Here is a 25,241-nt window from a genome sequence, read left to right as displayed (position 1 = left end):
GGCGCGTGCGCCAAAAAGGATTTCCACGGCGATCCCTCACGCGGGTAGTGCTTTAGGAGCTTATTCTCGAATGCGAACACCGCGTTTGTTGATCGAGAAGTTTTTGTAGTCGATCTCGACCTGGGCTTCGCCATCTTCAAAATTGCTGGCATAGTCAAATTGAATGGGAATGACAATCTTGCCCTTGTCGTTGATATATCCAAATTTGTCGTTTTTGGACACCAAGGCCAGGCCTTCCGAAAAATCGGCTACATAATTATAGCTCGCCGGAATTACCTTTTCGCCCAAGGTGTTGAAAAAGCCCCATTTGTGCAATTCCATAAAGGCAATCATCTCTTCGTTGCTCGTGTGCAATTCGTCGTAGATATAGGGAATAATCAATTGACCCTTGTCGTTAATAGCGCCTTGTTGCTGTTTATAACTCACTATGGCTATACCATCGGAAAAGGATTCAATTTGAAAAAACGACGGCTCCAAGACGGTTTTGCCCTGAGCATCGCGTATGCCGAATAAACCCAACTTTTGATCTTGGTACCAGTGGTAACCGTTGCTAAAGGCAAAGGCGGGATCGTTTTGAACGTCGATGATTTCCTGCTCGTCCAAAAACTCCTCCTCGTTATACTCCAATATTTGATAATTCAGCGGAATTTTAAAATAACTCAAGGGCACCTGAACCTCGGTGATGTTTTTGGCTTGAATGCCGATTTCCTGTTCAAAGTTAGACGTGATCTCCAGTGCAGCTCCGGGTATGCGGTCCAAATAGGAGTATTGTCCCCATACGATACTGGGCAGGGATTCGTCATACCAAATCGTGATGCCGATGCTCTGTTTTTCGTCAAAGGTTATCGAGGCGCGCTTGCAACTGCGGCCGGCAATCATCTTGGTTTCGGGAAAAAAGGCAATCTTTAACTGCTCGTTATTGGTGTGCATTTCTTCCGAAGTAGTAGTTCCCACAGATTTTATCGGATAACTCGGATACGCATTTTGCGCCAAACTGTCGATGATATAGGCCGTGTTTTCGAGGTAATTCGACACGTATACCCGTTTGAGAAAACCGTTTTCTTCGACGCGAAGGTAATTTTTATTGGAGTATACCGTCAGTAAAAAATTGCTGTCGTCGCTGCTAAATGCCGCTAGAGCCTGATCCAAGAGCACTTGGTTCGCGGAGGGGTCTATAGCGGTGCTAACCGGACTATTTCGATAAAAAGAATAGTCGATTTTCAGGACTTTTTCTTTGGGATCTAAAGGACTTGCCATGATCCATATAGGGGTAAAAACGAGCAATAATATCACACGTAAATTCATTCGAAATAGAGAGTTGTAAGATTGGGTTTCAGCAGGCAAATGTAGGCGATAAATGCATACAAAAGTTCGGCTGTATTAATTTTTTTTAATCAGTGTTGCCGCGGCTTGTGCCTTGGGAAAAAGGGTAATATCAGCCACTTGTACACCGTCGGGCTGACCGATGGCAAAATGGATGGCCCGCGCAACATCGTCGGCTGTTAGCGGAGTATACCCTTGGTAAACCTGTGCCGCACGTTGCTGGTCGCCTTTAAAGCGCACCGCCGAAAATTCGGTTTCCACTGCACCCGGAGCCACATTAGTCACCTTGATTCCCCGTTCCAACAAATCCATGCGCATACCTTGGCTTAGCGCTTCAACCGCAGCTTTGGAAGCGCAGTATACCGTGCCGTTGGTATAGGTTTCCTTGCCGGCTATAGACGATAAGTTGACGATGTGTCCGTTAAGGCTTTGCTCCATCAGCGGTAATACCGCCTTGGTTACATAAATCAATCCGAGTACATTGATGTTGATCATCGCCTTGTAATCGTCTAAATCGCCGTCTTGAAAGCGGTCTAATCCGTGGGCGTTTCCCGCATTGTTGATCAATACATCTATGGCAGACCACTCTGGCGGTAAGGAGTCGATGGCGGCAGAGACCGCCAGACTGTCGCTCACGTCAAAAGACAGGGTAAACACCGCAGTCTGCGATTGGAGTTCGCGCGCTATGGCGTCGAGTTGTTCGGTGCGTCGGCCACATAAAATCAATCGGTGGTCTTGTGCAAGTATTCTTGCCGTGGCGGCGCCTATTCCAGAGGTAGCGCCGGTAATCAAAGCGGTTTTCATAATCGAAGTATATAATTTGTAATAAAGCCTACTGCAGCCTAATAAAACCTACAATACCGTTTGTTTTAAACCCTGTAGTAAGCACAACCAAAGATAATTGAAAAACGACGATTCCTTCATTCTCTCGACCTGTTTAATCTGCGTTTCTTTGGTCAGGCCTTTGGTGTCGTTTCTAATAAACATATTCCCCACGGCAGAGAGCAGCTTTCGCTTGCGCTCCCCGTCTTTTTTGTAAAGGGTCATCTTTAAATCCTGGTATTTCATCCCAAAGCTTCCCACGGCATAATCGTCGTTTCCACTAAAGTCAAAAGTCACCACTTCGATGGTACCCGAGGCAGATGCTTTGACATAGGGCTTGAGAAAGGCATTCATGGATAGCGCCGGGAAATTGGTAATCCTTCCCTTGATGTTAAAGCGTTCGCGGGTATTCATGATGTTAAAAGTCCAAACCACGTGAACCGGTGCTGCCTTCATAAAAGTGGCATCGACGACGATCTCGGTATTGGGGGTTTGCTTGCGACCATAGCCGCTGTATACATTCTTGATCTGTGCATTAAAATTGCTAAAGGTCAGTTTGCCGGGAGCTATGGCTTTGTCGTCGACTTCTTCATACTCGATTTGAGCACGCACGATCTGAACCTGTGGCACTTCCAATCCGAATTTTAAGTCGCGCAATTTCTTGCTGTACATCGTGCTCGGACTCATATCGGGTGGGGGCGTGGTGTTGCGGAAAATATTGGCATATACCTCGTTTAAAACCAGTTTTTTCGCTTTGAGATAAAAGGTTTCTCGCGCGTCAAAGCCCCAGTCAAAGTGCTGTAAAGCGATTTTTTTGGTGCGAATCGTATAGATGTCATCGGCGAGTTTGAGCATTTTAACGTGCTGCACACGCGAATATTTGGGCTTCATTTCGATATTGGCAAGCTCTATATGGTCGTCAACCACCTGTATGCCGTTGGAATACACATCGTAAAATCGCCCGGTGTTGTAGTGGATTTTACCGGTGGATAGTCGAGGCGATTGGTAGATAAAAGGCACTTTTCGTTGGACGGTTTGATCGTCGATGCGAATTTTGTCTAACGACAAATTGAAGTCCTTTACCTCCAAGGTGTTTTTTATACGCTGCGCGTCCTTCATCGCATATTGTGCTTTTTCAATCTTTAGCGAGGCAATCTCAATGACATCGTCTAAAATTCCCAATCGATTCTCCTGAGTGGGTTGGTTACTCCCCTTTTTGGGGTAATGGGTGAAAATCGGATTTTTTAACAACACCTCTGCAACAGATAAGTGTTTCATAGTGCGATTTGAAATTTTGGAGATGCGAATATTGACGTTCTGAACGTCGAGGATGTTTAATGAATTGAAAGCCGATTTCTCTATGTGAATCGAATCGATGTCTACGCGAAACGGAATCAACGGTTGAATTACGTGCTCCGCTTGTTTTTTGGCCGCTTGAAAAACGGTCTGCACCTTTTGATCCAAAATTTTAAAATTGATGGAATCGATGTTGATGGCCTGAATCTTTAAAAAGAATTTGTTTTCGATATATCCCCAGTCCGTTCCGGTCAAACGGAGTTTGGGCACGACTACATCCATACGGGTATTGGACGAAGTGCGCGCTGCTTTAAAGGTTTTTCGGTCGATGTCGGGTATGATGCGAAACTGATCCATATCCAGGTGATTGGGGTCTACACTGATGGCTTGCGTCTTGATGTGTTGAAACTCATTGAGCTTGCTAAACACCGAATCACAGCGTATTTTAAAGTGGGTATACGTAAAGGGAATGTCTTTTTCTTGGGTGTATTTACCCAAGTAAACCCCGTCTATCTCCATATTGATGTTGTAGAGTTCCTGCAAGCGCTCTTGACCGTCGGTGGACATGATTTTTAAATGCGCGTTTTTTAGGCTGATGCGACTGATGTCGATCACGCTGCTCAGCTTGGACTTGGTCTTGATGGTATCGCGTTGCTCGGGTTTAAAAACCGTGATATCCGGACCGATAATCGCAATGGTAGACGCCTTGAGGTGGTGTCGTTTGATCAAATCGACAAAGTTGACCCCGATCAAACTGATCTTGTCTACTTTGCCCAAAAAGTCAATGTCCTTTTTGATGCTCACCCCCGCTTTGGGCGTTACTTCGATGTCTTCTATACTGATGCTGTTGTTAAAGATGGAAAAGCTGAGATTTCCGTATTTGAAATCGTAGGCGGTGTCGTTGCGCGCATCGATAATCTGAGGGAGCTGCCTTTTGATAAAAAAGTTAATCCCCAAATGGACCACTAAGGCTAAACCGAGTATAGCGCCTAATATGTAGGCTGTTTTTTTTAAGCTGCTGGACATCTTCATAAGGTGTTTGGCTGTTAGAGGAGCATGAATTTACGGGTTTAATTTGGCGGATTCGTTTATTCGCTTATTCGCGGATTTGCGAGTTTCCACCTATAAAATCAGGCCCTTCGATTTTACCACAATTTAAAGCGCATTTATGTATGAGCGAATCGACTTTTTTGGTGGATTCGTTTTTTTGGCGGATTCGTTTATTCGCTTATTCGCGGATTCGCGAGTCTCCACCTATAAAAGCAGCTTCTTCGATTTAACCACAATCCAAGGCGCATTCACGCATGGGCGAATCCGCTTTTTGGTTTTCGTCCAAATCCGTTTAACGCCCTTTAAATATCGGAAATAAATTTAACAAAAAGCTAGTTTTTGTAATTATAATTATCCGTAATTGTTAATTAAGAGCGGGGAATCACTGCTTTTGGGAGTGGGAGCGCATTTTTTAAGGGTGCACGACCAAAAAAAGGACGCCGCTGCCTTGAGGTGCTGATCAACAGGTGCCAGGCGCCAGGCCAAAGTCCGATTTAACGAATGACCAATTTGTACTTCTGCAACAGCCCTTGAAGTCCATTTTGAGAGAAAATAGCCTTTTCGAGTTGGGTTTTTTCGGGATCGATGCTGTAGTTGTAGCTGCTAAAAAAGTCGGCTTTAATCGCCGTAGCCCCCGTAAATACCGCCAAGTGTAAATCGCAGCGGTCAAACAGCACTTCGGTCAGGTCGGTTTTCATAAAATCCGCGCTGATTAGACTGCAATTGGTAAAGGTCATGCGCTTCAATTTTAAACCGTAAAACTGGGTAAAATCCATGGTGCAATCGGTAAACCTATAGTCGAACAAAACCTGATCGGTCATCGCAAAATTGACGCTGGTCAATTGGCAATTTATAAAATCGCAATTCCGCAGGGCGACATAATTGATTTTGGCTTCCGTAAAATCGCAGCGGGTAAAGGTGCAATCGCTAAAAACCACGCCTAGGTACTCACAACGGCTGAGGTTGCAGTTTTCAAAAGTGCAGTTTTCAAATTCTTTAAATTGGATTTCGCCTTCGGTGAAAACGTAGTTTTTATAATTTTGGTCGTATATGTAGTCCGTCAGCATTTTTTTTGAGCAAAGATATGTTTATAAAAACAAAAAATACCGCCCCTTGGTAAAGAGGCGGTACTTAGATGACTATTTTATAATTGGGTGAGGTATTGGGAGGAGGAATACCCCTCTATACCCTGTTCGTTTCGAATCAGGTACCATTCACTATTGTATTTACTCAGCAAGGTAACCGCAGCGTTATGTGCCGATTTGCCCAGGAGTTCTTGATCTTTTCCAGGGCCTTTTCGGATGTTGAGGTTGCCGTGCGCCGTGCTCACTCGGAGTTTGGTGGCCTGCGGATCCACGCTTACTTGGATGTTGAGGATTAAATCGCCCGAGCGAAAATCGGGGTCGATTTCGTTATAGCTGCTCCATAGTTTGTCTTTGACTTCGCCTGTGCTGGCTTCCCCATCGATATATAAAACCGCATCCTGTTCGCGTACTTGTAAATTGCGAATCGATTGCGCTTGTGCTTCCTGAATCAATCGCGCGTATTTTTCTTGTAAACTCATAAGTGTATATTGAGGTTAGTACTATTTGATTTGCAGCTTGTTTTCTACTTTTTTCGGATGAGCGGCATTAACCGCCTGCATAAGCGGAGATAAGCTGTTGCGCTCAATAGACCCCGTTAGGGTTACTATGCCTTCGTTTACCGTAGCCTGTACACTTGGATAGGCGCTCAATATGGTTTTGAGGTCGCTGTTCAATTGGTGGTCGGCGTGTATGCTAACCGCTTCGGCCGATGGGATTTCTGGCGCTTGCATTAAAGTTGATTGGTCGTCGATCGATTTGATTCCCGCCGTTGCTTTAATGTCTTTGAGGGTTTTTTCTCGAGTGGCCTCGTCGGTAAATGAACCGCTTATAGTGGCAACACCGTCTTTGACACTCACGCTGACTCCGGGATCTAAGGTTTTTTCAATGGTGGCCTTGGCCGCTGCATCCTTCTCGGTCGAGGATTTGCAGGAGGTGGCTAGTGCGGCTACTACTAATAGTCCGATACTTAAATTTCTTGCATTCATAGGTCTTGATTTTTGGTTAATTTTTATCTAATTTAATAAAAAAAAGAATTTATGACAGTTCCTGTCTTAAAAATTAACAATTATTTAATGCCTGGAATACGGGTTTTTAGACGAAAAATGCTGCTGTAAGGCGCGTTTGGTGGGATGTTGATGTGTGGAGGCCAGAAAGGCCTCAGTGGGCAAGAGCAAAGTAGCTCCCTTGAAATTGGCGCTAAAAAAAGCGGTCGATGTGCGACCGCTACTAGCGTTTTTTATTCGATGATGTGTGGTACAAAACGACTCTTATCGGTGGTAATCATGCGGTCGCTTTCGCGAAAAGTAATTCCACAGGCCTCTTGACCGATGATCCAACTGCCGATGATCGAGTAACCCGAATGCTCTTTGTGCAGCGAGGCGAGTTCTTGGCAAATATAGCCCTCCTCTCCGTAATCGCCGGGAGTGGCTTCGATGATTTTTCCGTTGATGTAGAGCGTTACATTGGCTCCTTCTCGCGATAACAGGGGTTTTTTGACGTAATTGACCAGGTTTTTAGGCTCGTCGAGATAGGTTTCCAACAACAGCGGATGATTGGGAAAAAGTTCCCATAAAACGGCCAATATGGCCTTGTTGGAGAGAATCATCTTCCACGAGGGCTCGATCCAGTTGGCGCGGTCTACATCGTTGGGAACATGGAGGGCAAAAGCTTCCTGTACCAACCATTCCCAAGGGTATAACTTAAAGATATCCGTGATGGTTTCCTCTTCCAAATCGACAAAATTAACCCCGTTCCACCCCAAGTCATCGAGGTAAATCAGTTTGGTGTGGATGCCGGCTTGCATGGCGCAATCGCGCAGGTATTCGATATTGGTTAAATCTTCTAAGGTTTCGCGCAGACAGGTGAAATGTAGGGTCGAACCTTTTAAATGCGGTTTGAGCTCTTTCCAAGTGGCGATTAATCGATCGTGAACCGAATTGAACTGATCGACTTTTTTTCCAAAATAGTGCTGCATCCACTGCCATTGAATGACGCCGGTTTCAAAAAGCGAAGTCGGGGTATCGGCATTGAATTCCAAAACCTTTAACTGTTTTTTGATGTCGTCGTAAGCAAAGTCAAAGCGCCCGTAAACACTGGGAACATCGTTTTCCCAACCAAATGCAATGTGTTCGTGCATAAAAATCGGAATGTGAAAGGCGTCGTACAAGCGGTTGCTGATCACGTGGTCTACGGCTTTGAGACACATGTTCCACAGGGTGTTGGTCGCCTGGGCAATGTCTTCGGCCAGTTGTGGACTTATGGTATAGTAATAGTTTTCGACCCAATACGTTTGGTCGCCGTCGGTGTGATAACCAAATCCGGTGTTTTCCAAACGCTCTTGCCAATGACTATCGGTACTGATGTGCTTTATTTTCATCTGTAAAGGGGGTTGCAGTCGTGATTTATCGCGGGATCTAGCGTCGGTTTTAAAAACCGAAATGGTCTAGATCAACGGGGTATTCGGGTTTATGACGAGGCAGATGCCTTGGCCGAAGAGCCAAAACCACCGCGGGCGGTTTGCGCCTTCATCGCGTTGTTCTTGGCGGTATTGTTTCCGACATTTGACTTGGTTGCGATGCCGTTGCTCATATAGCCATTGCCGCCCATCATCGGACGAAATGCCATATACCACAACAGGGCACTGCCCATTCCCATACCGTTGTTTCTCGAGTATTCCTGTGTGACTTCGGTGTAGGGCGCCGTGCTATCGGCCCTCATATATACTTTTTGTTTCTCTTCTTGTTGCGGTTTTGAACAAGAGGCTAAAGCCGATGTAATCAGGATTAGCGAAACCATTTTGCTGCTTTTTCTCGTGCTCATTATTCGACAGTTACATAAATAGGGGTTTTGGTCATATCTATTCCGGTGTCGGCTGCATCACTGCTCCAACTTCTGATCTGAGTAGCGGTCTTTATAGTGTCGATACGGGTGGCGATGATTTCGTTGTTGGCCCATATTTTCTGACTGCTGATGTGTAGGGTGGTATCGCCAACGACTAACGTTTTTAAAACCACCTCGCGTGCAGAGGTTTTGTCTAGGGATTCCAATTTTTTGTCCGCTGTATTGGTACAGGCGGTTAGGGATAATCCCAAAAGGAAGAAGGCGCTTAGGTGCTTCATGAGGTACTGCGTAAAGGGGTTGTTGTTATCACTGCAACAAAGTTTGAATTTTTTTTTGTGGATTCCAACAAAAACAAAGCGAACAAGCGACAAATCACCGCTAAATTAATCTTAAAATGGGCAACATCATCGAAATAAACGTAAATTTGAAGCAAAGCTGCGTTATATGGATAGAATTGCGATTTTGAAAATAGATGAATTAAACGAGAATAGTTTTGGCAATGATTTTTATGCCAATACCATTCCCAATCACTTGATCAGCAATCACAGTCGTATCGAAAAACCGCACAAACACAATTTTTATGCGACCATGCTTTTTACTCGGGGAACCGGGATACACGAAGTGGATTTTAGCATCTACCAAGTGCGCCCGGGCAGTGTGTTTTTATTGGCTCCCGGGCAAACCCACAGTTGGGAGCTCTCGGAAGACGTAGACGGTTTTATCTTCTTTCATACCCAAGAGTTTTTCGACATGGTTTTTGTGCGCGAACGCATACGCGAATACCCGATTTATACATCGGTCTACCATTCCAGTGCAATTTATATCGAGGGCAATTTTTTGAAGCACGTGGCGAATTTATTCCAACAAGTGTTGGTCGAATACAAAAACGCCCAATGGAAAAGACATCAGCTCATTTTGAATATCACCTCCCAGCTCTATATCGAACTCAATCGATTTGCCATAGCCGAAGACGATTTTCCAACCGCTCATTTCAGCCAGTACAACTTTCGATTTTTGGAATTTGAAGACCTGCTCGAGGCGCATTTTTTAACGGTTAAATCGCCAGCGGTATACGCGGATTGGCTGCATATAACACCCAAGCACCTCAATAGAATTACCCGCAGCTTAGTCAATAAAACCACGACGGATATCATCTTGGAACGCGTGGTGCTCGAAGCCAAACGCATGCTGATTTATACCGGAAAGAGCTTTAATGAAATTGCGAGCTTGCTCGGCTATGAAGACTATTCGTATTTCTCCAAATTGTTTAAAAAACGTTCGGGCGAAACCCCGAGGGAATTTCTAAAGCGCTACGAATAAAAAAACTCATTTGGCGTAAACCAAATGAGTTTGTTATGGTGATGCACGGGTGGAGGGATTCGAACCCCCATCAACGGTTTTGGAGACCGCTATTCTACCCTTGAACTACACCCGTTTTTGTTTTTCAGTGGCGCAAATATACTATATTTAATATGATATTTCCTACTCTTCTTTGTAAAAGAGATTCAACCACATGATCCGCGACATCTTATAATTAAAGGCCGAAAGCAGGAATGCTACGATGGCTATAGTGATAAAAATCTGAATGAATGTCAGCTTGAATATTAAACCTAAGACAATTACAGCAACCATTTCGGCTACGGTCAAGGAATAACTCATATACATAGCCCCTACGTAAAACCCGGTTTCTCGGTGAAAAGAATATCCACAATGTTCACATTTAGGCTTCATTTTGGGCATTTTAAATAGGAAGGGATTTCCCTTTTCCGCAAATAATTTTGTTTTACCACAATTGGGACAAGTCCCGCTGATTACTTTACTTAAATACGACATAGTGAATTTTTTATGCAAATTTCGGTATTTATTATGGATATTGCTAGTATTAATTGGGGCAGGTTTTGGTCTTATTCGGACATTTTATGAGAAAACGAGAACTGTAAGAAGTCCGCACTTATGTAAGGATGTACTTGATTAGCGGTTGCTCAGCCCCGTTTGCTTAAATGGGGTCTCGTAAATAGCAGTTGGTAAAATTCACTTCAGTCGCTTTACCGCGTTGCTTTAAGCTTCTCGCAATGCCGTGGCGTTTGAGTCGCGAGCATTTTAAGGCGTAGCGACAAGGCATAGGCGTTTTTAATAGTGTGCTTTTGTTGCTGGCTAATCCCTTTTGTCGACTTTGGTTTTAAGCAATGGCTACTCGATCCGATGGTTATTTTGAAGCTGCTTTACACAGAAAACTGTGCCCTGATCTTATTTTTAGAGCAAAAAGCATTTTAAAATATGTACTTTTGCATGACGCCAATTTAAGGGCTTGTCCTCCGCTTTAGTCGTGTCGAACAACAATGCGGTAACACTCTGAGCCATTGGTTGAAGTAAAAAACAGGAGCTACCTATGAAAAACATTAAAGTGGTTGAATTATTTGCCGGTGTAGGAGGATTTCGCTTGGGCTTGGAAGGCTGGGAAGGTAAATCTTCTACCTCCAATTACAGTGAGAAATTTCAAACACCCTATCAGGTGATTTGGAGTAATCAATGGGAACCCTCGACAAAAATTCAGCACGCTTCTATGGTGTATGAATCGCGTTGGGATTCCAAAAACCACAGCAACGAGAATATCGAAGAAGTGGTTAAGGACTGCACGGTAATTCCCGATTGCGATATGTTGGTCGGCGGATTTCCTTGTCAGGATTACTCCGTAGCGACCACTTTAAAAAACTCCAAGGGTTTGCTCGGTAAAAAAGGGGTGTTGTGGTGGTCGATCCACAAGATACTATCCGACAAGGAAAACAAACCCAAGTATGTGTTTTTGGAAAATGTCGACCGCTTGTTAAATTCGCCTTCCAAGCAGCGAGGTCGAGATTTTGCCATTATTTTACAGAGTTTAAACGAATTGGGCTATGTGGTGGAATGGCGCGTGATCAACGCGGCGGACTACGGATTTCCGCAACGCAGAAAGCGAACTTTTATCCTGGCTTACCACCAATCCACTGCGATTTACGATAAAATCAAAGCGGGTGCACCGCTGCAATGGATTTTGAGTAAGGGCACCATAGCCGATGTGTTTCCCGTAACGGAAGCCGCAAAGGCAGTAGTCTCTGAATTCAAATTGGAAGCGGATATCGTAGCGATCTCCGAGGCGTTTAATCTAACCGGAAAGAAAACGCCGTTCGAAAATACGGGCATCATGATAGACGGGGTGGTGACTTCGGTAAAAACCCTGCCCGATTACGATGCGGACTTCACCTTGCTCAAGGACGTGGTTATCGATGCGAAAAGCGTTCCAGCCGAATACTTTATCGACGAAGAAGACTTGCCGAAATGGAATTACCTCAAAGGGGCAAAGCGGGAAATTAGAAAAAATGCCAGCGGTTTTGAATACAATTACAGCGAAGGCGGTATGATATTCCCCGATCCTTTAGAAAAGGCCTCTCGTACCATTATTACCGGCGAGGGCGGAAAGTCGGCCTCGCGCTTTAAACACGTTATCGCCACCCCCAAAGGGCTGCGACGACTGACGCCTATGGAGCTGGAGCGACTCAATATGTTTCCGGACAACCACACCTATATCGATAAAATGACCGACACCAAGCGGGCCTTTTTTATGGGCAATGCCTTGGTAGTGGGGGTGATTGAGCAAATTGGTCAGTCGCTGTTAAACAATATATAAGCATGGAATAGCGGCCTCTTTTTAAACTTTTTTAAAAGGATGCCGCTTGCCGTACAACCCGAGTTTATTTGGGGTATATTTACTTTTCGCCCATAACGATAGTCCATGTACAATCCTTCCGACAAAAATAGCATACTGGCTTTTGCGCAACAACTGCAAAGCCAACGCCTTCGAAACTGTATCGATGTATCGGCTATGGCTAAAGTCTACCGCGGCAAGGGCAACTTCGGTCAGCTGCTGGAAAAATACTACTTTGGATACGATTTGAACTCCGCCTCGGAACCCGACTTTGCCCAAGCGGGTTTGGAGCTAAAAACCGCACCGCTAAAAGTGCTCAAAACCAAGGCGTATCGCTCCAAAGAACGACTGGTGCTCAACCTGATCAACTATGTGGAAATCGTGGATGAGGTGTTCGAAACCAGCTCGTTTATCCAAAAGAATGCGCATATCCTCTTGGTCTTCTACGAACACCAACCCGAAGTAAACGCGTTGGATTTACAGATAAAACTGGTGGGCGACTGGCGTTTTCCACCCGCAGATTTGGAGGTGATTCGGCAAGACTGGAGCAGCATCGTACAAAAGATAAAAGCCGGGAAAGCCCATGAATTATCCGAAGGAGATACGTTTTATTTGGCAGCCTGTACCAAGGGCGCCAACGCAAATTCCCTCAGAAGGCAACCCCACAGTGCGCAACCCGCCATGCAAAGAGCTTTTTCCCTAAAGCAGGGTTATGTCAATCACATCATCGCCAACTTGGCCGGCGATGCCAAACCGAATTACGGCAAATTGCTGGTCGCAGCTCCAGAAATTCAATCCGAATCTATAGAAGCGGTGGTTTTGCGCAAACTCCGTCCGTATTGCGGCAAGTCTATCGCGCAGCTCACAGCAGAGGCCGGAGTTGCCCTCAACGACAAAGCAAAAAATTTTACCGCCAATTTGACCAATCTGCTGCTGGGCGTGGAATTGGACAAGCAAATCGAAGAGTTTGAAAAGGCGGAAATCACCGTTAAAACCGTTCGATTAAGCGAATCTAATCTGCCCAAAGAATCCATGTCGTTTCCCCATTTCAAATACGAGGAAATCGCCCAGATACAGTGGGAAGATTCCGAGTTTAAACAGCGGCTTGAACGCAAATTCCTCGTGGTTTTTCTCAAGTACATCGCCGGGGAATTGTACTTTGATAAGGCGGTTTTTTGGAATATGGAACCCCAGCATTTGCTCGAAGCGCAACGGGTGTGGCTGGCTACGCAAGCCTTGGTACGAGCGGGTACCATCGTCACCGCGATTAAAAATGGCCGGCGTTTTACCGCTTTTCCAACAAAGCAATTCAGTGCCGTGGCCCATGTTCGCCCGCACGCCCGCAATGCTGCCGACGTGTTTCCTCTGCCGGTTCCCGATGTGCTCACCGGACTCCAGGCCTATACCAAACACTGTTTTTGGCTCAACAACCATTTTATAAGAGATGCAATCTACCTAAAATCGCAAAGGGCGACTGTAATTGATTTGTTCTCTTAAAGTTACCCTGTCTGCGGTTTTGCTAACCGCATCGGACTGTGGTCCTGGAGAAAGCACTACTAGTCGCGTTGAAATAAAAAGAATATCTTTGCCCTTTAGGCGAATAGGCCTGCGGACAGCCCAGCGCTGGGAATAGCCGTTGAAATCCTGTTTTGCCAAACAATTGACTTCAAGAACTTACCATTATATGCGACAAACCCTGTTGGAATTCAGAAACCAAATCAACCTCAAAAACGAATTGTTGGCGGGGATAACCGTGGCCATGACCATGATACCCGAGTCTTTATCCTTTGCTATTTTGGCGGGATTATCGCCCTTAACCGGCTTGTATGCTGCTTTTTTGATGGGCTTGGTCACCGCAGTTTTAGGCGGTCGTCCCGGTATGGTTTCCGGCGGTGCCGGGGCTACGGTAGTGGTGTTGATTGCCTTGGCTGCTTCACACGGAGTGGAATACCTCTTTGCCGCGCTTTTACTCGCGGGACTGCTGCAGTTTCTGGTCGGTGTTTTTAAATGGGGGAAATTTGTACGGTTGATTCCACAGCCGGTGATGTATGGATTTTTAAACGGCTTGGCCATCATCATATTCGTCGCTCAATTGGAACAGTTTAAAGTCTATGACGGCACCGATTATACCTGGCTGCAAGGTCATGCGCTCTATGTGATGTTGGGCTTGTTGGCCTTAACCATCGGCATCGTAACCTTGCTGCCCAAGTGGACCAAAGCCATACCCGCCTCTCTAGTGGCCATAGTGGTGGTGCTCGCCCTGGTTTATTTTGGCGGTATAGAAACGAAACGCGTCATGGACATCGCTTCGATAAGTGGCTCCTTACCGCAGTTTCAGTTTCCTATGGTTCCCTTTACTTGGGAAACCCTAAAGGTGATTGCACCCTATGCGGTGGTGATGGCCGGAGTGGGTTTGGTAGAGTCCTTGCTAACCTTGAACTTGGTCGATGAAATCACCCATACCAAAGGCAATTCGAACCGCGAAGCCATGGCTCAGGGAACGGCCAATGTAGTCAACGGTTTTTTTGGCGGCATGGGCGGTTGCGCGATGATAGCGCAGACGTTTGTCAACCTCAATGCCGGCGGACGTACCCGCATCTCTGCTGTGGTAGGAGCGCTGACTATTTTGCTGATTATTTTGGTAGGGGCACCGGTCATCGGACAAATACCGATGGTGGCCTTAGTCGGAGTAATGATGATCGTCGCTATCAGCACGTTTGAATGGGCCTCCCTAAAGATTATACGCAAAATGCCCAAAAGCGATATCTTTATCGGAATGACCGTTGCGGCGATTACGGTGGTTTTTCACAATTTAGCCGTGGCCGTATTAGCGGGCGTGGTGATTTCCGCTCTGGTCTTCGCTTGGGATAACGCGCAAAGGCTGCGTGTCAAAAAATCGAAGGCTGCAGACGGGCGCGATATTTACACGATTTACGGACCGCTTTTCTTTGGGTCGACCACCCTTTTCCTGGAGCAGTTCGATTGGCTCAACGATGCTCAAGAAATTGTAATCGATTTTAAAGCGTCTCGCCTAGCGGATATGTCGGCTATAGATGCCGTGCATAAGCTCACCGAAAAATATGAGAAACAACACAAGGTCGTTACCCTAAGGCACCTAAGTCCTCAGTGTATTCAACTTCTGGACAAGGCCGCTGGAATTATAAACGTTCATATAGAAGCGGAATCCGCCGAAACACTGCCGCGCGAAAAAGAGGGCAGCGCGCACTAGTGCACCGCCTACACAAATGGGGAATCAAGCCTTGCTACACCCGGGTGCGATTCTTTTTGAAAACCAGGACCAAAGCCGTGGCTAGGACAATAAAACCGGCTATAAAAGCGGCATCGCCCAAATCCTTATATTCAATCATCTTCAGTACAGCCCCTAAGGCGAGAAGCAGGGAAAAACAACAAAATAATGCAACAATCTTATTCATGGTATTATAGGGTTTTAGTTAACGTACTACATCGCTTTCGGCCTGCTGCCAAAAGCATACCTAAAAGATAGCTAAAAAAAAATAACCCACCAAGTTTTTTGGTTTTTTTTAAACGCTTAATGGAGTTAAGGGGTCGATTTTCTTTTAAAACCGCAATAAAAACCGCATTTTCTTATAGAAATCGCGTACAGCTGGCCTGTCTTGTAGCGATAAACCCGTCGACTAGCCGCCGCTGCCCGTCGTTTTTTTTTAGGGAATAAACAAGGTCTAATAAGGACTTGACAACCTGTGTATTAACGGTTAAAGCTCGTGACTGTTAAGCAAAATGCGGGTTGCGCATCTTTTAGACAATTGCTTATGGGCTTAAACTTTTATATATTTACAGGGCGAAAGCTTACGAATTTTGTAGGTTTTTTCCAGTCTATACCCAATGAATAATTACGGATATCGGCTGCTGTACTCTTGCGCTATGAGCGGTTAAAAGACAGCGGTTTTCCAAAAACTCAAAACCAAAAAACGTATAAATGAAATTAGCAACGATACAAAATCAGACCAGAGACGGTCAGTTAGTAGTAGTGAACCGAGCATTAACCCACGCGATAGCCGTGCCACATATAGCGCCAACCATGCAGGCTGCTATCGACAATTGGGCTACGACTGCTGGACTGCTGGCTGCGGTATATCAAGATTTAAACAAGGGAGCATTGGCCGATGCTTTTGACTTCACCACGGCCGCTGTAATGGCTCCGATACCCCGAGCCTATCATTGGGCAGACGGAAGCGCTTATGTCACTCACGTAGAATTGGTGAGAAAAGCGAGAAATGCCGAATTGCCAGAATCCTTTTGGACCGATCCACTGATGTATATGGGCGCTTCCGATGCTTTTATCGGGGCACATGACGATATTCAAATCGCCGACGAAGCTTGGGGAATCGATTTTGAATCGGAAGTGGCGGTAATCACCGACGATGTTCCGGCGGGAGTTACAGCCGAAGAGGCCTTGTCGCATATCAAATTAATCACCATTATCAACGACGTTTCACTGAGAAACTTAATTCCCAATGAATTGTCTAAGCAGTTTGGCTTTTACCAGTCCAAACCGTGGACTTCTTTTGCTCCCGTAGTGGTAACACCAGACGAGTTGGATGGACTGTGGTTGGCGGGTAAATTGCATTTGCCGCTTCACTCCACGCTGAATGACCAACTCATCGGATCTCCTAATGCGGGTGTGGATATGACGTTTAACTTTGGACAATTAATCGCTCATGCGGCAAAAACCCGCTCGCTGATGGCCGGTACGGTTATCGGATCGGGAACAGTTGCCAATCAAGGCAGTGTAGACGGCTCGAGTTGTTTGGCCGAGGTGCGTTGTCTGGAGATCATAAAAGACGGCAAACCGTCCACGCCATTTATGAGTTTTGGCGATAAAATTGAAATCGAAATGAAAGACCCGTCGGGTGTTTCTATTTTTGGAAAGATCAGTCAAGTCGTAACGAAATACGAAAGATAAAAAGGAAGCTTAACTTCCGCTAAGAGGCTCGGTTTTCCGGGATAGTTAAAAAGCATTTCCACGGAATACACAGCGGGGATTCAAAGCATTTAAAACGGTTGTAAGTCTAGACTTTACAGCCGTTTTTTGTTGCGATGAGCCAAGGAGTAACCCGGAGTAACGATTTTCAAAAGTACGTGTATTCAAGTCTTGTTTCTAAAAAGAGAAGACCGCGGAATTAAAACGCGGGATTTCGGTGTGTGGAATGGTTTTTATTCGGTTCTCATTATCGAACCAACTCAGGCTTACCCCAATTTTGCAGTAACGGCAAATGGGTCTAAGGGAAAACCACTATACCGCCAATGGACAGTCGAGCTTCGGAAATACGAGTCGATGGCCGATACGGTCTGACACACTTGCCTTTTATCGGGAGCATAGACCGGTGTGGATTTACTCATGACGACAACTTATCACGGATAGTTGTTCGATAAAGGCAAAGCCTTGAAATGGGAAGTAGTTATCCCCCTTGTTCTTATTTTATCCCCCTTAGAAAACCTCGCGTTTTTACATGGGTTTCCTTTTGCAGTAGGTACGTTTAGGACAACTCTGGCTTGTAGACCATACCATAACTTCTACAATACTTTGATTATGTGGCTGCTTACCGTTGTTTTGCTAGCTGTGGATTAGAATTTTCAATCGTGCTTTAAGCGGGAAAAATAAGAGTCCGAATGCTGGGGCAAATCAAATTCTTCCACGTGTTCCGCAGCTTTTTCAACGAGGGTTTTAGTGACAAAACAGCGAAGGCCCATTCTCCAGTGGAATGAGCCTTTTTATAGGTGATTTCCTAAAAGGATACGGATCAAGGGCAGTTAGATTCCCGCCGTGTCGGCAGTGGGACCGTAAATCGGAGGCAAAGGCACGTTTAGCAGTCGCAAGTAAACAGAGAGCTGTCCGCGGTGATGATACCAATGATTCAAACACCAGCTACGCGCAACTACGGCTTTGGGAAAAACATTAAAAATCTGTTCGCCACTTCTCATGGTCCAGTTTTTTGCAAATTCCGACTCGTCAATCTCGTTTAGAATTTTAGTGGTAGCTACGACGTTTTGGTCAAAGTAAGCCAATAGGGCAGCCGTGTCCTCAAAGTCTTTGGACGCAAAATTGGTTTTTGCGAAGTCCAATTCGTCCTGTACCAAACACTGTTCCCACCACCCGGCAATATCGGCGATATGACCGTATAATTGTTTTAAAGTCATCGACTTTTCGTGCGGTTTAAAATCGTTTTGATCAAGGGGAACTAGTGCCAATAGAGATCGGGTTGTAGCCGCTTCCTGAGTGTATTCGGCCAATAAAGCTTGACTTAATTTCATTTTAATTGCTTTTAAGATATGAGGAGGAAGATACGAAAAAGATTGCAATATGCGGTTAAATACAACTCAATATAAACCTGTTTTTCGAGCGGCATCAGTTGGTTCAACACCGAATTTGCATTTGTTTTGGCCTCTAAATGGGAGTCGTGCTTTTTCCAATCCAAGGCATAAGCTGTGGAGTAAAGCATTTAAAAGTACGAATAGATACGCCTATTCGCACTCTAAACCCAGGAGAAGAGACGAACCGGCCGGTCGATCCCCTAAAACACCCGAAGTTTTTCGGATAAAGCGCTTCAAAAGCATATTTTTTTGTATTATTGGTGATGAATTGGAAATGGGATTGACTTTCTGTTTGCAATACCGTCTTAATTTTATTAAAGTATAAAAATATATGCAAGCACTTCCGGTTAGTGTACAGCGGATTCTAGTTTTTTTTGTCATTGCAATCGTCGTCTCCAATGTTTTTAGATTCGAGCTGTTTGGAATTGGCGAGTGGCTGGGGCAATTTCCAGCGGAGATACAAGTGATTTTAAAGGTACTACTCGAGGGAAGCGGCGTTTTTATCGGAGCTTTAGTCGGGCGGTATCAGCTGCGTAAAACGCGAAAAATCGAGATGACTCTCGGAGGAACTTCTCCGCAAAGGGCGTTGCTGATGTCGGTAATACCACTTGTTTTAGTGTCGGTGATCGGTGTAAAAAACGGATGGGATATCCAGCCCAATGCGTATGGTTTACTGGCGGTGGTCGGCAGTTTGATCTATTGCATCATGGAAGAATACGGTTGGCGGGGTTATTTGCAAGAAGAACTGCGCGACCTAAAACCGTGGAAGCGCTATTTGCTGATTGGGTTTCTCTGGTACTTTTGGCATCTGTCGTTTCTCGGCAACGCAACGCCCTACGAAAACCTGTTTTTTCTAGCGATGTTAATTCTGGGAAGCTGGGGAATTGGAGAGGTCGCACATACGACCAGGTCCATCGTTGCTTCGGCCTGTTTCCATTTAATCATACAGCTGATGCTGTTTAATTCCTTGATTAAAAACGGATTGGACAATACCCAAAAATTCATCGTGCTCGGACTGACGGTCTTGCTGTGGATCATCATACTCGAACGCTGGAAGAAAGCCGATAAACACCGCTTAAATCAGGAAAAAAGTGCGGACTGATACCGGTCTTTAAGCGGGAGGAGTACCATCATACTTTAAATTAAATGCCCGCAAGTGAAATACATACTTTTTGTTTTAGTTCTCGGAAGCTTTTTAGGTGTTAGTTGCGACTCCTCGGTCGGTAGAAAAATTGCAGACCGCCAACTGCGCAACACGATTGTTGGCGATTGGGAACGCATTCCAATCGAGGAGCGTATTGGCGACGATCGTCCACCGCCGCCACACCGCTGGATACCGGATGGTATGACCCTAACAAAGGATAGTCTCGATTGGTATTTGGGCTTTTTTAACGAGGAAATAGATTCGCTTTCCGGTAAGGTGGTGCACGGCTATTTGGGTAATAAATTGCCGTATAAAACCGTTCGCGACAGTGTTTTTGTACGCAACCCCTTGACGGGAAATCGACTTTTTGTGGGGAAATTCCTCGCTTTAGAAAACGACACCTTATCCTTGACCACCGACGGCACTAGGATTTTAAAATACCGGCGAAGAGCGGCGTTTGTCGTTGCGACTGCGGCATTTGATCAAGTGATTTATTCGAGTTCGGGTTGCTACGGCAGTTGTCCCATAATCGATATTTCAATCGATTCTACTGCGGCAGTCCTATTTCAAGGACAAGGGTATGTCGTGCCCCTCGGACGCTATGGTTCCACCCTGGATGCCCGGTTAAAAAATTACCTTTTCGATAAATTTATTCGGGCAAAACCCGAAGCGCTCGCCGACTCCTATCAAGTAAATCATACCGACGATCAGTCGATAACCACCACTTTCGTCAAAGGCGGAAAAATTGTTAAAACCATACACGATTATGGAAAAGCGGCTCCTGTGGAACTGGTTTGGGCCTATGCAAGTATCGCCCATATTTACCGTACCACTCCACTAACCCGTTTAGCGGAGGCAGATGAGCCTTTTTATCCCAAACACGACACGTTTACATTTGTTGGTTCGGCGTTTTTACTGCCACTGCAAAAGTCGGAAAGCTTCTTTCTCTGGACAGAACTCAGAAAAGCGGCGAAGACCAACGCGACCTTTGAACCGAAATACAGCTTGCAATTTACGCCCAATTACACCTACTGGGGACCCGACCCCAAGGAGGAGCGCGCAGTGCTCTCCCGCATAAAATCAATCGCTACCGACGGGCAGCGGTTTGCCTTCAATTTTGAAGGGGGAGCTTCGATTACCTACGACTTGGGTTACGATTTTATTCGTCGAAATTTTGAGGGAATCAATTATTATACCATCGACTAAACCACCGTTTAGCGCAACAGTTTTTTATTTTTGATGATAATAATTAATAAAATTACACTAGGTTTGACGTATTGTTTGGAATTTATAAGAATCAACGAAGACTCATTCGTTTTTTTGGAATTTCAAAGCTTAAAAATCACTTAATATATTTTTTGATGAAACTCATTCCTAATATTTTCCTAGTTGCTGCTGCGTCGGCTATGCTCACGGGTTGTAACGACGCCGCTATGGACAAAGAGACCTATTTAAACACGCGCTTACCCATGCTTAAAAAGAACCTGAGCGAAAGCGAATACAATCGCTTTATGCAGGTCATGCAGTTCGATAAACACGGGAATTTAAATGCGATGGATTATGATTTACTCAAAAAGGGTACGGGCGATAAACTCGATAGTGTACAGTATCGAATTCACGCCGATATGCAGGGTTTTTATAGCGACATCACCATGGTGGACTCCCTGGGACTCGAAAATAAATTAACCCCCGATTTGGTGGTCTACACCACTAGAGATGGTAAAGCAGTCAATATAGACGAACTGACCAAAGCCAATACTATTTACCTGATTACCTCGGTGAATTGCGGTCCTTGTATGCAGTTTTTTAAAGAGGGCAACAAAATTGCTAGCGACCCTGCTAATAAGGACTTCCAATTTGTCGCCTTGTACAGCGATCCGGCTATACGCCTAGTGAACTATCAAAAGGGCAGCCGCTTTCAGCGGTTTGGACTCTTAGATGAACATTGGCTTCAATTTGATAACGAGCAAAACATCATCAGGGAAATCAAGCAAATGTACAAGGGCAAGTCGGGCGATTTTGAAATCGGAACCGGATTTCCCGAATTGTTTTATTACCAAGAGGGAAAGATGGTTAGAAATGGCAATGCCCACCAATTGCAAGAGGTCGTCAACGATTTAAAAAAGACGCTAGCGACCAACGCGCCCAAACCCTTGTTTTAATTGAGTGGATAGGCCCAGTCCGCAAAGGGAGAATAGGGAGCCAAATCGGAAGAGTGACAGCTCTTTGATGTTTAAAAAATGACAACTAATCAGATGGAAACAAATGCACAAACGCTGCGCGGACTAATTATCGAAGACAGTGTCCGATTGGAACGCGTGGTTACCTTGTTGTTGAGCAAGGTTTTTGAAATAGAGGATGTGGAAAGGAGCAATTCTTTTCAAACAACGGCCAACGTGCTGAGTTTTCACGCCAAAACCTCTCTGCTGTCGGATTTGAAGTATCTGCCGTTTGCGCTAAAGGAAAAGATCTCCATGCTGTATCAAATTAGAAATAAATTTGTACACAATATGGATGTGGACTCCTTCGTCAAGTTTTTTGAAGCGAGTGGTGCCGGAAAGAAAAAGGCGTTTGTCGGTTTCTATTCCGCTCAATTGCCGGAGGGCAAGCCCGAGGAGGAGGAGGCGCATTTTTGCCGTATTTACAGCTTGTTGGTGGCAGAAGTGTTTCACGATTTGGAAGTCATAAGTGCGCTAATGGCGCGAAATCTCAAGAACGAGGTGCACAAGGATGGTTTGATCGAACGCATCAAAAGGGTTTTGGTCAACGAAGCCGATTCCGATGTGCTCGCCGAGATTTTAAGCTTAAAACAAGAAATTCTGGAAACCTACCCCTCTCAGAGTTTTCAAAATGAAAGGGAGAGAAACGAAAGTATTTCATAGAGAATCGTCTGCTGCTTGCACTTGTGCTTTTAACAGGAGTATAGCAGTTATTTTACTTCCCACGCTGGCGGCAGCATCTTGCAGATGACCAGTAATAAAATTAGATTTTTATCCATCCTATTCATCTTGAATTAGGGGTTGATTCCATCAACCGAAAAGTTGCGTAATGGGCTACACAGCTGTTCTAGCCTGCTTGACGAATCAAGTGGTTTCAATTCATTTTGAGCCAATGGTACAACAGCTCGCAACAATCTCGTTGTTGGGTCTTTTTGTGCGTATTAATTCTACAGCGCTCGACTAAATTCCATTTGTTTATAATTAACAAATCAATGGGTGAAAAACATCCTAGTTCATAGCGTAGCGTTCCTCGATAAATTAGAAAAAAACAGGCCGATTCCGAAGCGATGGGTTTTGCTTAAAAGGTGAAAAGTCGGGAATTAACAAAGTGTAAACTCGCGTGTTATTTACAGATTTAAATTTAACTAAAACACATTATTTTTTAGTTTATACGCGCTAATTAGTGCTAATGTTTGAAAATTAAATAAATTTAGTTGTGCACATTTATAAATTTACACTACAATTTAGTGGTTTTTTATTCAAAAATAGCCTTAAAGCTCGATAATCCAAGGTGTTTATATCGTAGTTTAAAATGTGTTTTTCAATAAAGTTAATAAAATTTTATGTTTTTAACTAATGAATATTTGTTTTTTAGTTAAAAAATGATTTTACACGTATGCGTGCTGGGATGTTTATGTTAAAGAAAATGCCTAGATGGTTAAATAATTATGTTAAAATTAATGTAAATATAATTTTTAAATTAAGTTTACAACCGGTCATAGTTTAAAACCACTTAATATGAAATATCTTTTTCTGTGTTTCTCTCTCTTTACTTTTTTTGTGATTCCCCAGGTAAATAGTCAAAACATTCTCGTTCCCGCTATCTGGTATAAAGGAGCAGCTTTGAGTTCCTCTCAAAAGCAAGATAGTTTAGCCTTATTGAATTATAATAGTACAGTCCATTTTGGAGATAATCCCATGATTATAATTGCCGATAAGTTAAACAGAGACAATACTTTTTTTGCTGTTTTTAAACAACATACTCCGAAAAAAGAAGAAAGACCAAAATTCGAAACCGTATTTGCCGAGTTTCACTTTAATGGAAATATAACCAAAATAAGCGATGCGTATATTCACGGTGATAAGTTTATGCGGATAAAGTCGGGCAACGTACTGACTGGAATAGCTTTAAATTACAGCGATTCCTTTCGTGAATTGAATTTAAAAAAAGGCATCAATTACACCTTTATCAAGGACATGCCAGAAATTGATCTATTTGAGTTGAAGGTATATGATAAACGACTTTCGCCTTCAGAAATGCTTCCTATACAAACCTATTTATCGATAAAATATGGAGTTTCTCTTGAAGCGGGTTTGGACTATATGTCAATAGACGATATAGTTTTATGGAATTATAAGAATAATGCGTCTTATTCTAAAAGAATTACAGGACTGGGGAGAAGTGATTATTTCGAATTAAATCAACGGCAAACCCAAAATTCCAACGACAGTCTCTTTCGAATGGGATTAGTTGAAGAAAACATCCATAATGTGTTGAATGAAGGTGATCTAGCAAAGGACAGTTATTTGATGTTTGGAGATAACGGCGCAGCTGTTTCATTTAAGGAAGTGGCGAAGAGGGATTTTGAAAAATTGCAACGGGTCTGGAAATATAATAAAACCAAAAACTTTACGGCTAAGAATATGTACATAAAATTGGCTTTGGATCAATTTAAAGACACGATTGCAGGGCAGGAGTATTTTTTGTATATCAATAATTCTACCAAGGATCCCATAAACTTAAATTCACTAAAGTTGATCAAGGGTGAAACGGTTGATTCTGTTTTGGTTTTTAAGGACATCAACATCGACAAAGCGGTCAGTAATGAAGGGTACTTATCACTTTATAGACGAAAGAAATTTGATTTTGACAGTAGTTGGTTGTTTTATTGCGATGGAAAAAATGTCTTAAAACTGACCATCGAAGGTGGTGAAAAGCCTTATGCTATAAAATTTGTCGACGCCTCGGGTATGGTCATTAAACAACAGAAGACGACGCTCAACGAACTGGAGATAGCGACAGTTCCTTTTGAGGATGCTTTTGATGTGGTTGTAGAAGACGCATTGGGAAATACCTTAAAGCAAGACGGCCGTGATATAGGTTCACAGTCAATCCCTTTAGAACTTAAAACGATATGGAACTTAGATAAGCATGGAAAGGTGCTAGTCGCTCCATTTTTTACTGGGGTTTTTAATCGCACTGATTTAAAATACGAATGGTATAAAGATACGCAGCATTTGGGTAGTAGTTCTGAAATAGAGCTTAAGGAGACAGGGAGTTATTCTCTAAAAGTATCTACCGATAGACAGTGTTTTTCGTGGCCATTTTCCGTGGTAAACATGGAAAAAGAAATAGCTGATGCGAATGAAAACAACAAGGCGAACCATAGCGAAAATGGGGTGTATCCGAATCCGGTAAAAGCAGGAGAGCCCTTTGATGTTCGGGTGAGTTTTTCGAAGCAGATGGACAAGGTGGCCCTTAGTGTTTTTACCTTAAAAGGGCAGTTTTTGACCTCAAAGGAATATGAAAAAACGAGTCATATCGAGTATTCTCACATATTAAATACGGAAGGGATTTATATCATTCTGATTAAAACAGAGGGAGATACTCGAGTTTTTAAATTAATAGTTCAATAATATAAAGC

23 protein-coding genes and 1 tRNA gene are annotated in these 25,241 nt (G+C 44.1%); 10 read left to right on the top strand and 14 right to left on the bottom strand.

Features of this window, described 5'->3' with window-relative positions:
* Nucleotides 1–60: 60 nt before the first annotated feature.
* From ACQZ43_RS02065 to ACQZ43_RS02025, 9 genes are all read right to left on the bottom strand, one after another.
* Entirely contained in the window at nucleotides 61–1,305 is a 1,245-nt protein-coding gene (locus ACQZ43_RS02065; RefSeq protein ID WP_430614185.1) for a WG repeat-containing protein, read from the bottom strand.
* A gap of 75 nt (nucleotides 1,306–1,380) precedes the next feature.
* Nucleotides 1,381–2,127, bottom strand: coding sequence for an SDR family NAD(P)-dependent oxidoreductase (locus tag ACQZ43_RS02060; RefSeq protein WP_430614184.1), 747 nt, complete (start codon nucleotides 2,125–2,127; stop codon nucleotides 1,381–1,383).
* A gap of 48 nt (nucleotides 2,128–2,175) precedes the next feature.
* On the bottom strand, nucleotides 2,176–4,467 hold the full coding sequence (locus ACQZ43_RS02055; RefSeq protein ID WP_430614183.1) for a hypothetical protein: 2,292 nt from the start codon (nucleotides 4,465–4,467) through the stop codon (nucleotides 2,176–2,178).
* Between the two features lie 518 nt (nucleotides 4,468–4,985).
* A complete protein-coding gene (locus ACQZ43_RS02050) occupies nucleotides 4,986–5,558 on the bottom strand; it encodes a pentapeptide repeat-containing protein (protein WP_430614182.1) in 573 nt (190 codons plus the stop codon).
* 77 nt (nucleotides 5,559–5,635) lie between these two features.
* The gene (locus tag ACQZ43_RS02045) at nucleotides 5,636–6,055 is read right to left on the bottom strand and encodes an SH3 domain-containing protein (RefSeq protein ID WP_430614181.1); all 420 of its coding nucleotides are present in this window, start codon (nucleotides 6,053–6,055) and stop codon (nucleotides 5,636–5,638) included.
* A 21-nt stretch (nucleotides 6,056–6,076) separates the two neighbouring features.
* Nucleotides 6,077–6,562, bottom strand: coding sequence for a BON domain-containing protein (locus ACQZ43_RS02040; protein ID WP_430614180.1), 486 nt, complete (start codon nucleotides 6,560–6,562; stop codon nucleotides 6,077–6,079).
* 251 nt (nucleotides 6,563–6,813) lie between these two features.
* Nucleotides 6,814–7,953, bottom strand: coding sequence for a glutathionylspermidine synthase family protein (locus tag ACQZ43_RS02035; RefSeq protein WP_430614179.1), 1,140 nt, complete (start codon nucleotides 7,951–7,953; stop codon nucleotides 6,814–6,816).
* Between the two features lie 89 nt (nucleotides 7,954–8,042).
* Nucleotides 8,043–8,396: a hypothetical protein gene (locus tag ACQZ43_RS02030; RefSeq protein ID WP_430614177.1), complete on the bottom strand. Its 354-nt coding sequence runs from the start codon at nucleotides 8,394–8,396 to the stop codon at nucleotides 8,043–8,045.
* Nucleotides 8,396–8,695: a hypothetical protein gene (locus ACQZ43_RS02025; RefSeq protein ID WP_430614176.1), complete on the bottom strand. Its 300-nt coding sequence runs from the start codon at nucleotides 8,693–8,695 to the stop codon at nucleotides 8,396–8,398. The genes ACQZ43_RS02030 and ACQZ43_RS02025 overlap by 1 nt, the downstream gene beginning before the upstream one ends.
* 166 nt (nucleotides 8,696–8,861) lie before the next feature.
* Here ACQZ43_RS02025 and ACQZ43_RS02020 point away from each other — a divergent pair, with 166 nt between their 5' ends.
* Nucleotides 8,862–9,737 carry an AraC family transcriptional regulator gene (locus tag ACQZ43_RS02020; RefSeq protein ID WP_430614175.1) on the top strand — a complete coding sequence of 292 codons (876 nt, stop codon included), beginning with the start codon at nucleotides 8,862–8,864 and terminating at the stop codon, nucleotides 9,735–9,737.
* 44 nt (nucleotides 9,738–9,781) lie between these two features.
* On the opposite strand, the gene ACQZ43_RS02015 is transcribed toward ACQZ43_RS02020, so the two are convergent.
* Nucleotides 9,782–9,852 (bottom strand) — tRNA-Trp (locus tag ACQZ43_RS02015).
* Nucleotides 9,853–9,899: 47 nt separating this feature from the next.
* A complete protein-coding gene (locus ACQZ43_RS02010; RefSeq protein WP_430614174.1) occupies nucleotides 9,900–10,148 on the bottom strand; it encodes a DUF983 domain-containing protein in 249 nt (82 codons plus the stop codon).
* 658 nt (nucleotides 10,149–10,806) lie between these two features.
* Here ACQZ43_RS02010 and ACQZ43_RS02005 point away from each other — a divergent pair.
* From ACQZ43_RS02005 to ACQZ43_RS01995, 3 genes are all read left to right on the top strand, one after another.
* Entirely contained in the window at nucleotides 10,807–12,081 is a 1,275-nt protein-coding gene (locus tag ACQZ43_RS02005) for a DNA cytosine methyltransferase (RefSeq protein ID WP_430614172.1), read from the top strand.
* Nucleotides 12,082–12,186: 105 nt separating this feature from the next.
* Nucleotides 12,187–13,596 (top strand): Sau3AI family type II restriction endonuclease, encoded by a 1,410-nt coding sequence (locus ACQZ43_RS02000; RefSeq protein WP_430614171.1) that lies wholly within the window; start codon nucleotides 12,187–12,189, stop codon nucleotides 13,594–13,596.
* A gap of 187 nt (nucleotides 13,597–13,783) precedes the next feature.
* On the top strand, nucleotides 13,784–15,328 hold the full coding sequence (locus ACQZ43_RS01995) for a SulP family inorganic anion transporter (RefSeq protein ID WP_430615568.1): 1,545 nt from the start codon (nucleotides 13,784–13,786) through the stop codon (nucleotides 15,326–15,328).
* A 34-nt stretch (nucleotides 15,329–15,362) separates the two neighbouring features.
* Here the strand turns inward: ACQZ43_RS01995 and ACQZ43_RS01990 are convergent, their stop codons facing one another.
* Nucleotides 15,363–15,533, bottom strand: a complete 171-nt coding sequence (locus ACQZ43_RS01990) for a hypothetical protein (protein ID WP_430614170.1) — start codon at nucleotides 15,531–15,533, stop codon at nucleotides 15,363–15,365.
* A gap of 524 nt (nucleotides 15,534–16,057) precedes the next feature.
* On the opposite strand from ACQZ43_RS01990, the gene ACQZ43_RS01985 reads away from it, so the two are divergent.
* Complete coding sequence (locus ACQZ43_RS01985) at nucleotides 16,058–17,044, top strand: fumarylacetoacetate hydrolase family protein (RefSeq protein ID WP_430614169.1); 987 nt, start codon at nucleotides 16,058–16,060, stop codon at nucleotides 17,042–17,044.
* A 284-nt stretch (nucleotides 17,045–17,328) separates the two neighbouring features.
* On the opposite strand, the gene ACQZ43_RS01980 is transcribed toward ACQZ43_RS01985, so the two are convergent.
* Together ACQZ43_RS01980 and ACQZ43_RS01975 are read right to left on the bottom strand one after the other, a co-directional pair.
* Nucleotides 17,329–17,481, bottom strand: a complete 153-nt coding sequence (locus ACQZ43_RS01980; RefSeq protein ID WP_430614168.1) for a hypothetical protein — start codon at nucleotides 17,479–17,481, stop codon at nucleotides 17,329–17,331.
* A gap of 411 nt (nucleotides 17,482–17,892) precedes the next feature.
* Nucleotides 17,893–18,393 (bottom strand): DinB family protein, encoded by a 501-nt coding sequence (locus ACQZ43_RS01975; RefSeq protein ID WP_430614167.1) that lies wholly within the window; start codon nucleotides 18,391–18,393, stop codon nucleotides 17,893–17,895.
* Nucleotides 18,394–18,784: 391 nt separating this feature from the next.
* Between ACQZ43_RS01975 and ACQZ43_RS01970 the strand changes: the two genes are divergently transcribed.
* The 5 genes from ACQZ43_RS01970 to ACQZ43_RS01950 all read left to right on the top strand — a co-directional run bounded on the left by ACQZ43_RS01970 (nucleotide 18,785) and on the right by ACQZ43_RS01950 (nucleotide 25,233).
* Nucleotides 18,785–19,555, top strand: coding sequence for a CPBP family intramembrane glutamic endopeptidase (locus tag ACQZ43_RS01970; RefSeq protein WP_430614166.1), 771 nt, complete (start codon nucleotides 18,785–18,787; stop codon nucleotides 19,553–19,555).
* Between the two features lie 54 nt (nucleotides 19,556–19,609).
* Nucleotides 19,610–20,803 carry a DUF6438 domain-containing protein gene (locus ACQZ43_RS01965; protein WP_430614165.1) on the top strand — a complete coding sequence of 398 codons (1,194 nt, stop codon included), beginning with the start codon at nucleotides 19,610–19,612 and terminating at the stop codon, nucleotides 20,801–20,803.
* 155 nt (nucleotides 20,804–20,958) lie between these two features.
* A complete protein-coding gene (locus tag ACQZ43_RS01960; protein WP_430614164.1) occupies nucleotides 20,959–21,759 on the top strand; it encodes a hypothetical protein in 801 nt (266 codons plus the stop codon).
* Between the two features lie 78 nt (nucleotides 21,760–21,837).
* Entirely contained in the window at nucleotides 21,838–22,479 is a 642-nt protein-coding gene (locus tag ACQZ43_RS01955; RefSeq protein WP_430614163.1) for a hypothetical protein, read from the top strand.
* A gap of 855 nt (nucleotides 22,480–23,334) precedes the next feature.
* Nucleotides 23,335–25,233, top strand: coding sequence for a T9SS type A sorting domain-containing protein (locus ACQZ43_RS01950; protein ID WP_430614162.1), 1,899 nt, complete (start codon nucleotides 23,335–23,337; stop codon nucleotides 25,231–25,233).
* Nucleotides 25,234–25,241 lie beyond the last annotated feature (8 nt).

This window comes from Flavobacterium sp. JP2137 (assembly GCF_050562195.1).
Taxonomy (GTDB): domain Bacteria; phylum Bacteroidota; class Bacteroidia; order Flavobacteriales; family Flavobacteriaceae; genus Flavobacterium.
Note: the sequence above shows the minus strand (reverse complement) of the source record. Positions and strands in the feature narration are given on the sequence as shown.

Bases quoted from the DNA above. Each gene is read 5' to 3' on its own strand.
- ACQZ43_RS01985 (WP_430614169.1), top strand. From the start codon at position 16,058: ATGAAATTAGCAACGATACAAAATCAGACCAGAGACGGTCAGTTAGTA.
- ACQZ43_RS01950 (WP_430614162.1), top strand. From the start codon at position 23,335: ATGAAATATCTTTTTCTGTGTTTCTCTCTCTTTACTTTTTTTGTGATT.
- ACQZ43_RS01980 (WP_430614168.1), bottom strand. From the start codon at position 17,481: ATGAGTAAATCCACACCGGTCTATGCTCCCGATAAAAGGCAAGTGTGT.
- ACQZ43_RS02020 (WP_430614175.1), top strand. From the start codon at position 8,862: ATGGATAGAATTGCGATTTTGAAAATAGATGAATTAAACGAGAATAGT.
- ACQZ43_RS02055 (WP_430614183.1), bottom strand. From the start codon at position 4,467: ATGTCCAGCAGCTTAAAAAAAACAGCCTACATATTAGGCGCTATACTC.
- ACQZ43_RS02065 (WP_430614185.1), bottom strand. From the start codon at position 1,305: ATGAATTTACGTGTGATATTATTGCTCGTTTTTACCCCTATATGGATC.
- ACQZ43_RS02005 (WP_430614172.1), top strand. From the start codon at position 10,807: ATGAAAAACATTAAAGTGGTTGAATTATTTGCCGGTGTAGGAGGATTT.
- ACQZ43_RS01955 (WP_430614163.1), top strand. From the start codon at position 21,838: ATGACAACTAATCAGATGGAAACAAATGCACAAACGCTGCGCGGACTA.
- ACQZ43_RS01995 (WP_430615568.1), top strand. From the start codon at position 13,784: ATGCGACAAACCCTGTTGGAATTCAGAAACCAAATCAACCTCAAAAAC.
- ACQZ43_RS02000 (WP_430614171.1), top strand. From the start codon at position 12,187: ATGTACAATCCTTCCGACAAAAATAGCATACTGGCTTTTGCGCAACAA.
- ACQZ43_RS02010 (WP_430614174.1), bottom strand. From the start codon at position 10,148: ATGAAGCCTAAATGTGAACATTGTGGATATTCTTTTCACCGAGAAACC.
- ACQZ43_RS02035 (WP_430614179.1), bottom strand. From the start codon at position 7,953: ATGAAAATAAAGCACATCAGTACCGATAGTCATTGGCAAGAGCGTTTG.
- ACQZ43_RS01960 (WP_430614164.1), top strand. From the start codon at position 20,959: ATGAAACTCATTCCTAATATTTTCCTAGTTGCTGCTGCGTCGGCTATG.
- ACQZ43_RS02030 (WP_430614177.1), bottom strand. From the start codon at position 8,396: ATGAGCACGAGAAAAAGCAGCAAAATGGTTTCGCTAATCCTGATTACA.
- ACQZ43_RS02025 (WP_430614176.1), bottom strand. From the start codon at position 8,695: ATGAAGCACCTAAGCGCCTTCTTCCTTTTGGGATTATCCCTAACCGCC.
- ACQZ43_RS01975 (WP_430614167.1), bottom strand. From the start codon at position 18,393: ATGAAATTAAGTCAAGCTTTATTGGCCGAATACACTCAGGAAGCGGCT.
- ACQZ43_RS02060 (WP_430614184.1), bottom strand. From the start codon at position 2,127: ATGAAAACCGCTTTGATTACCGGCGCTACCTCTGGAATAGGCGCCGCC.
- ACQZ43_RS01970 (WP_430614166.1), top strand. From the start codon at position 18,785: ATGCAAGCACTTCCGGTTAGTGTACAGCGGATTCTAGTTTTTTTTGTC.
- ACQZ43_RS02050 (WP_430614182.1), bottom strand. From the start codon at position 5,558: ATGCTGACGGACTACATATACGACCAAAATTATAAAAACTACGTTTTC.
- ACQZ43_RS01990 (WP_430614170.1), bottom strand. From the start codon at position 15,533: ATGAATAAGATTGTTGCATTATTTTGTTGTTTTTCCCTGCTTCTCGCC.
- ACQZ43_RS02040 (WP_430614180.1), bottom strand. From the start codon at position 6,562: ATGAATGCAAGAAATTTAAGTATCGGACTATTAGTAGTAGCCGCACTA.
- ACQZ43_RS02045 (WP_430614181.1), bottom strand. From the start codon at position 6,055: ATGAGTTTACAAGAAAAATACGCGCGATTGATTCAGGAAGCACAAGCG.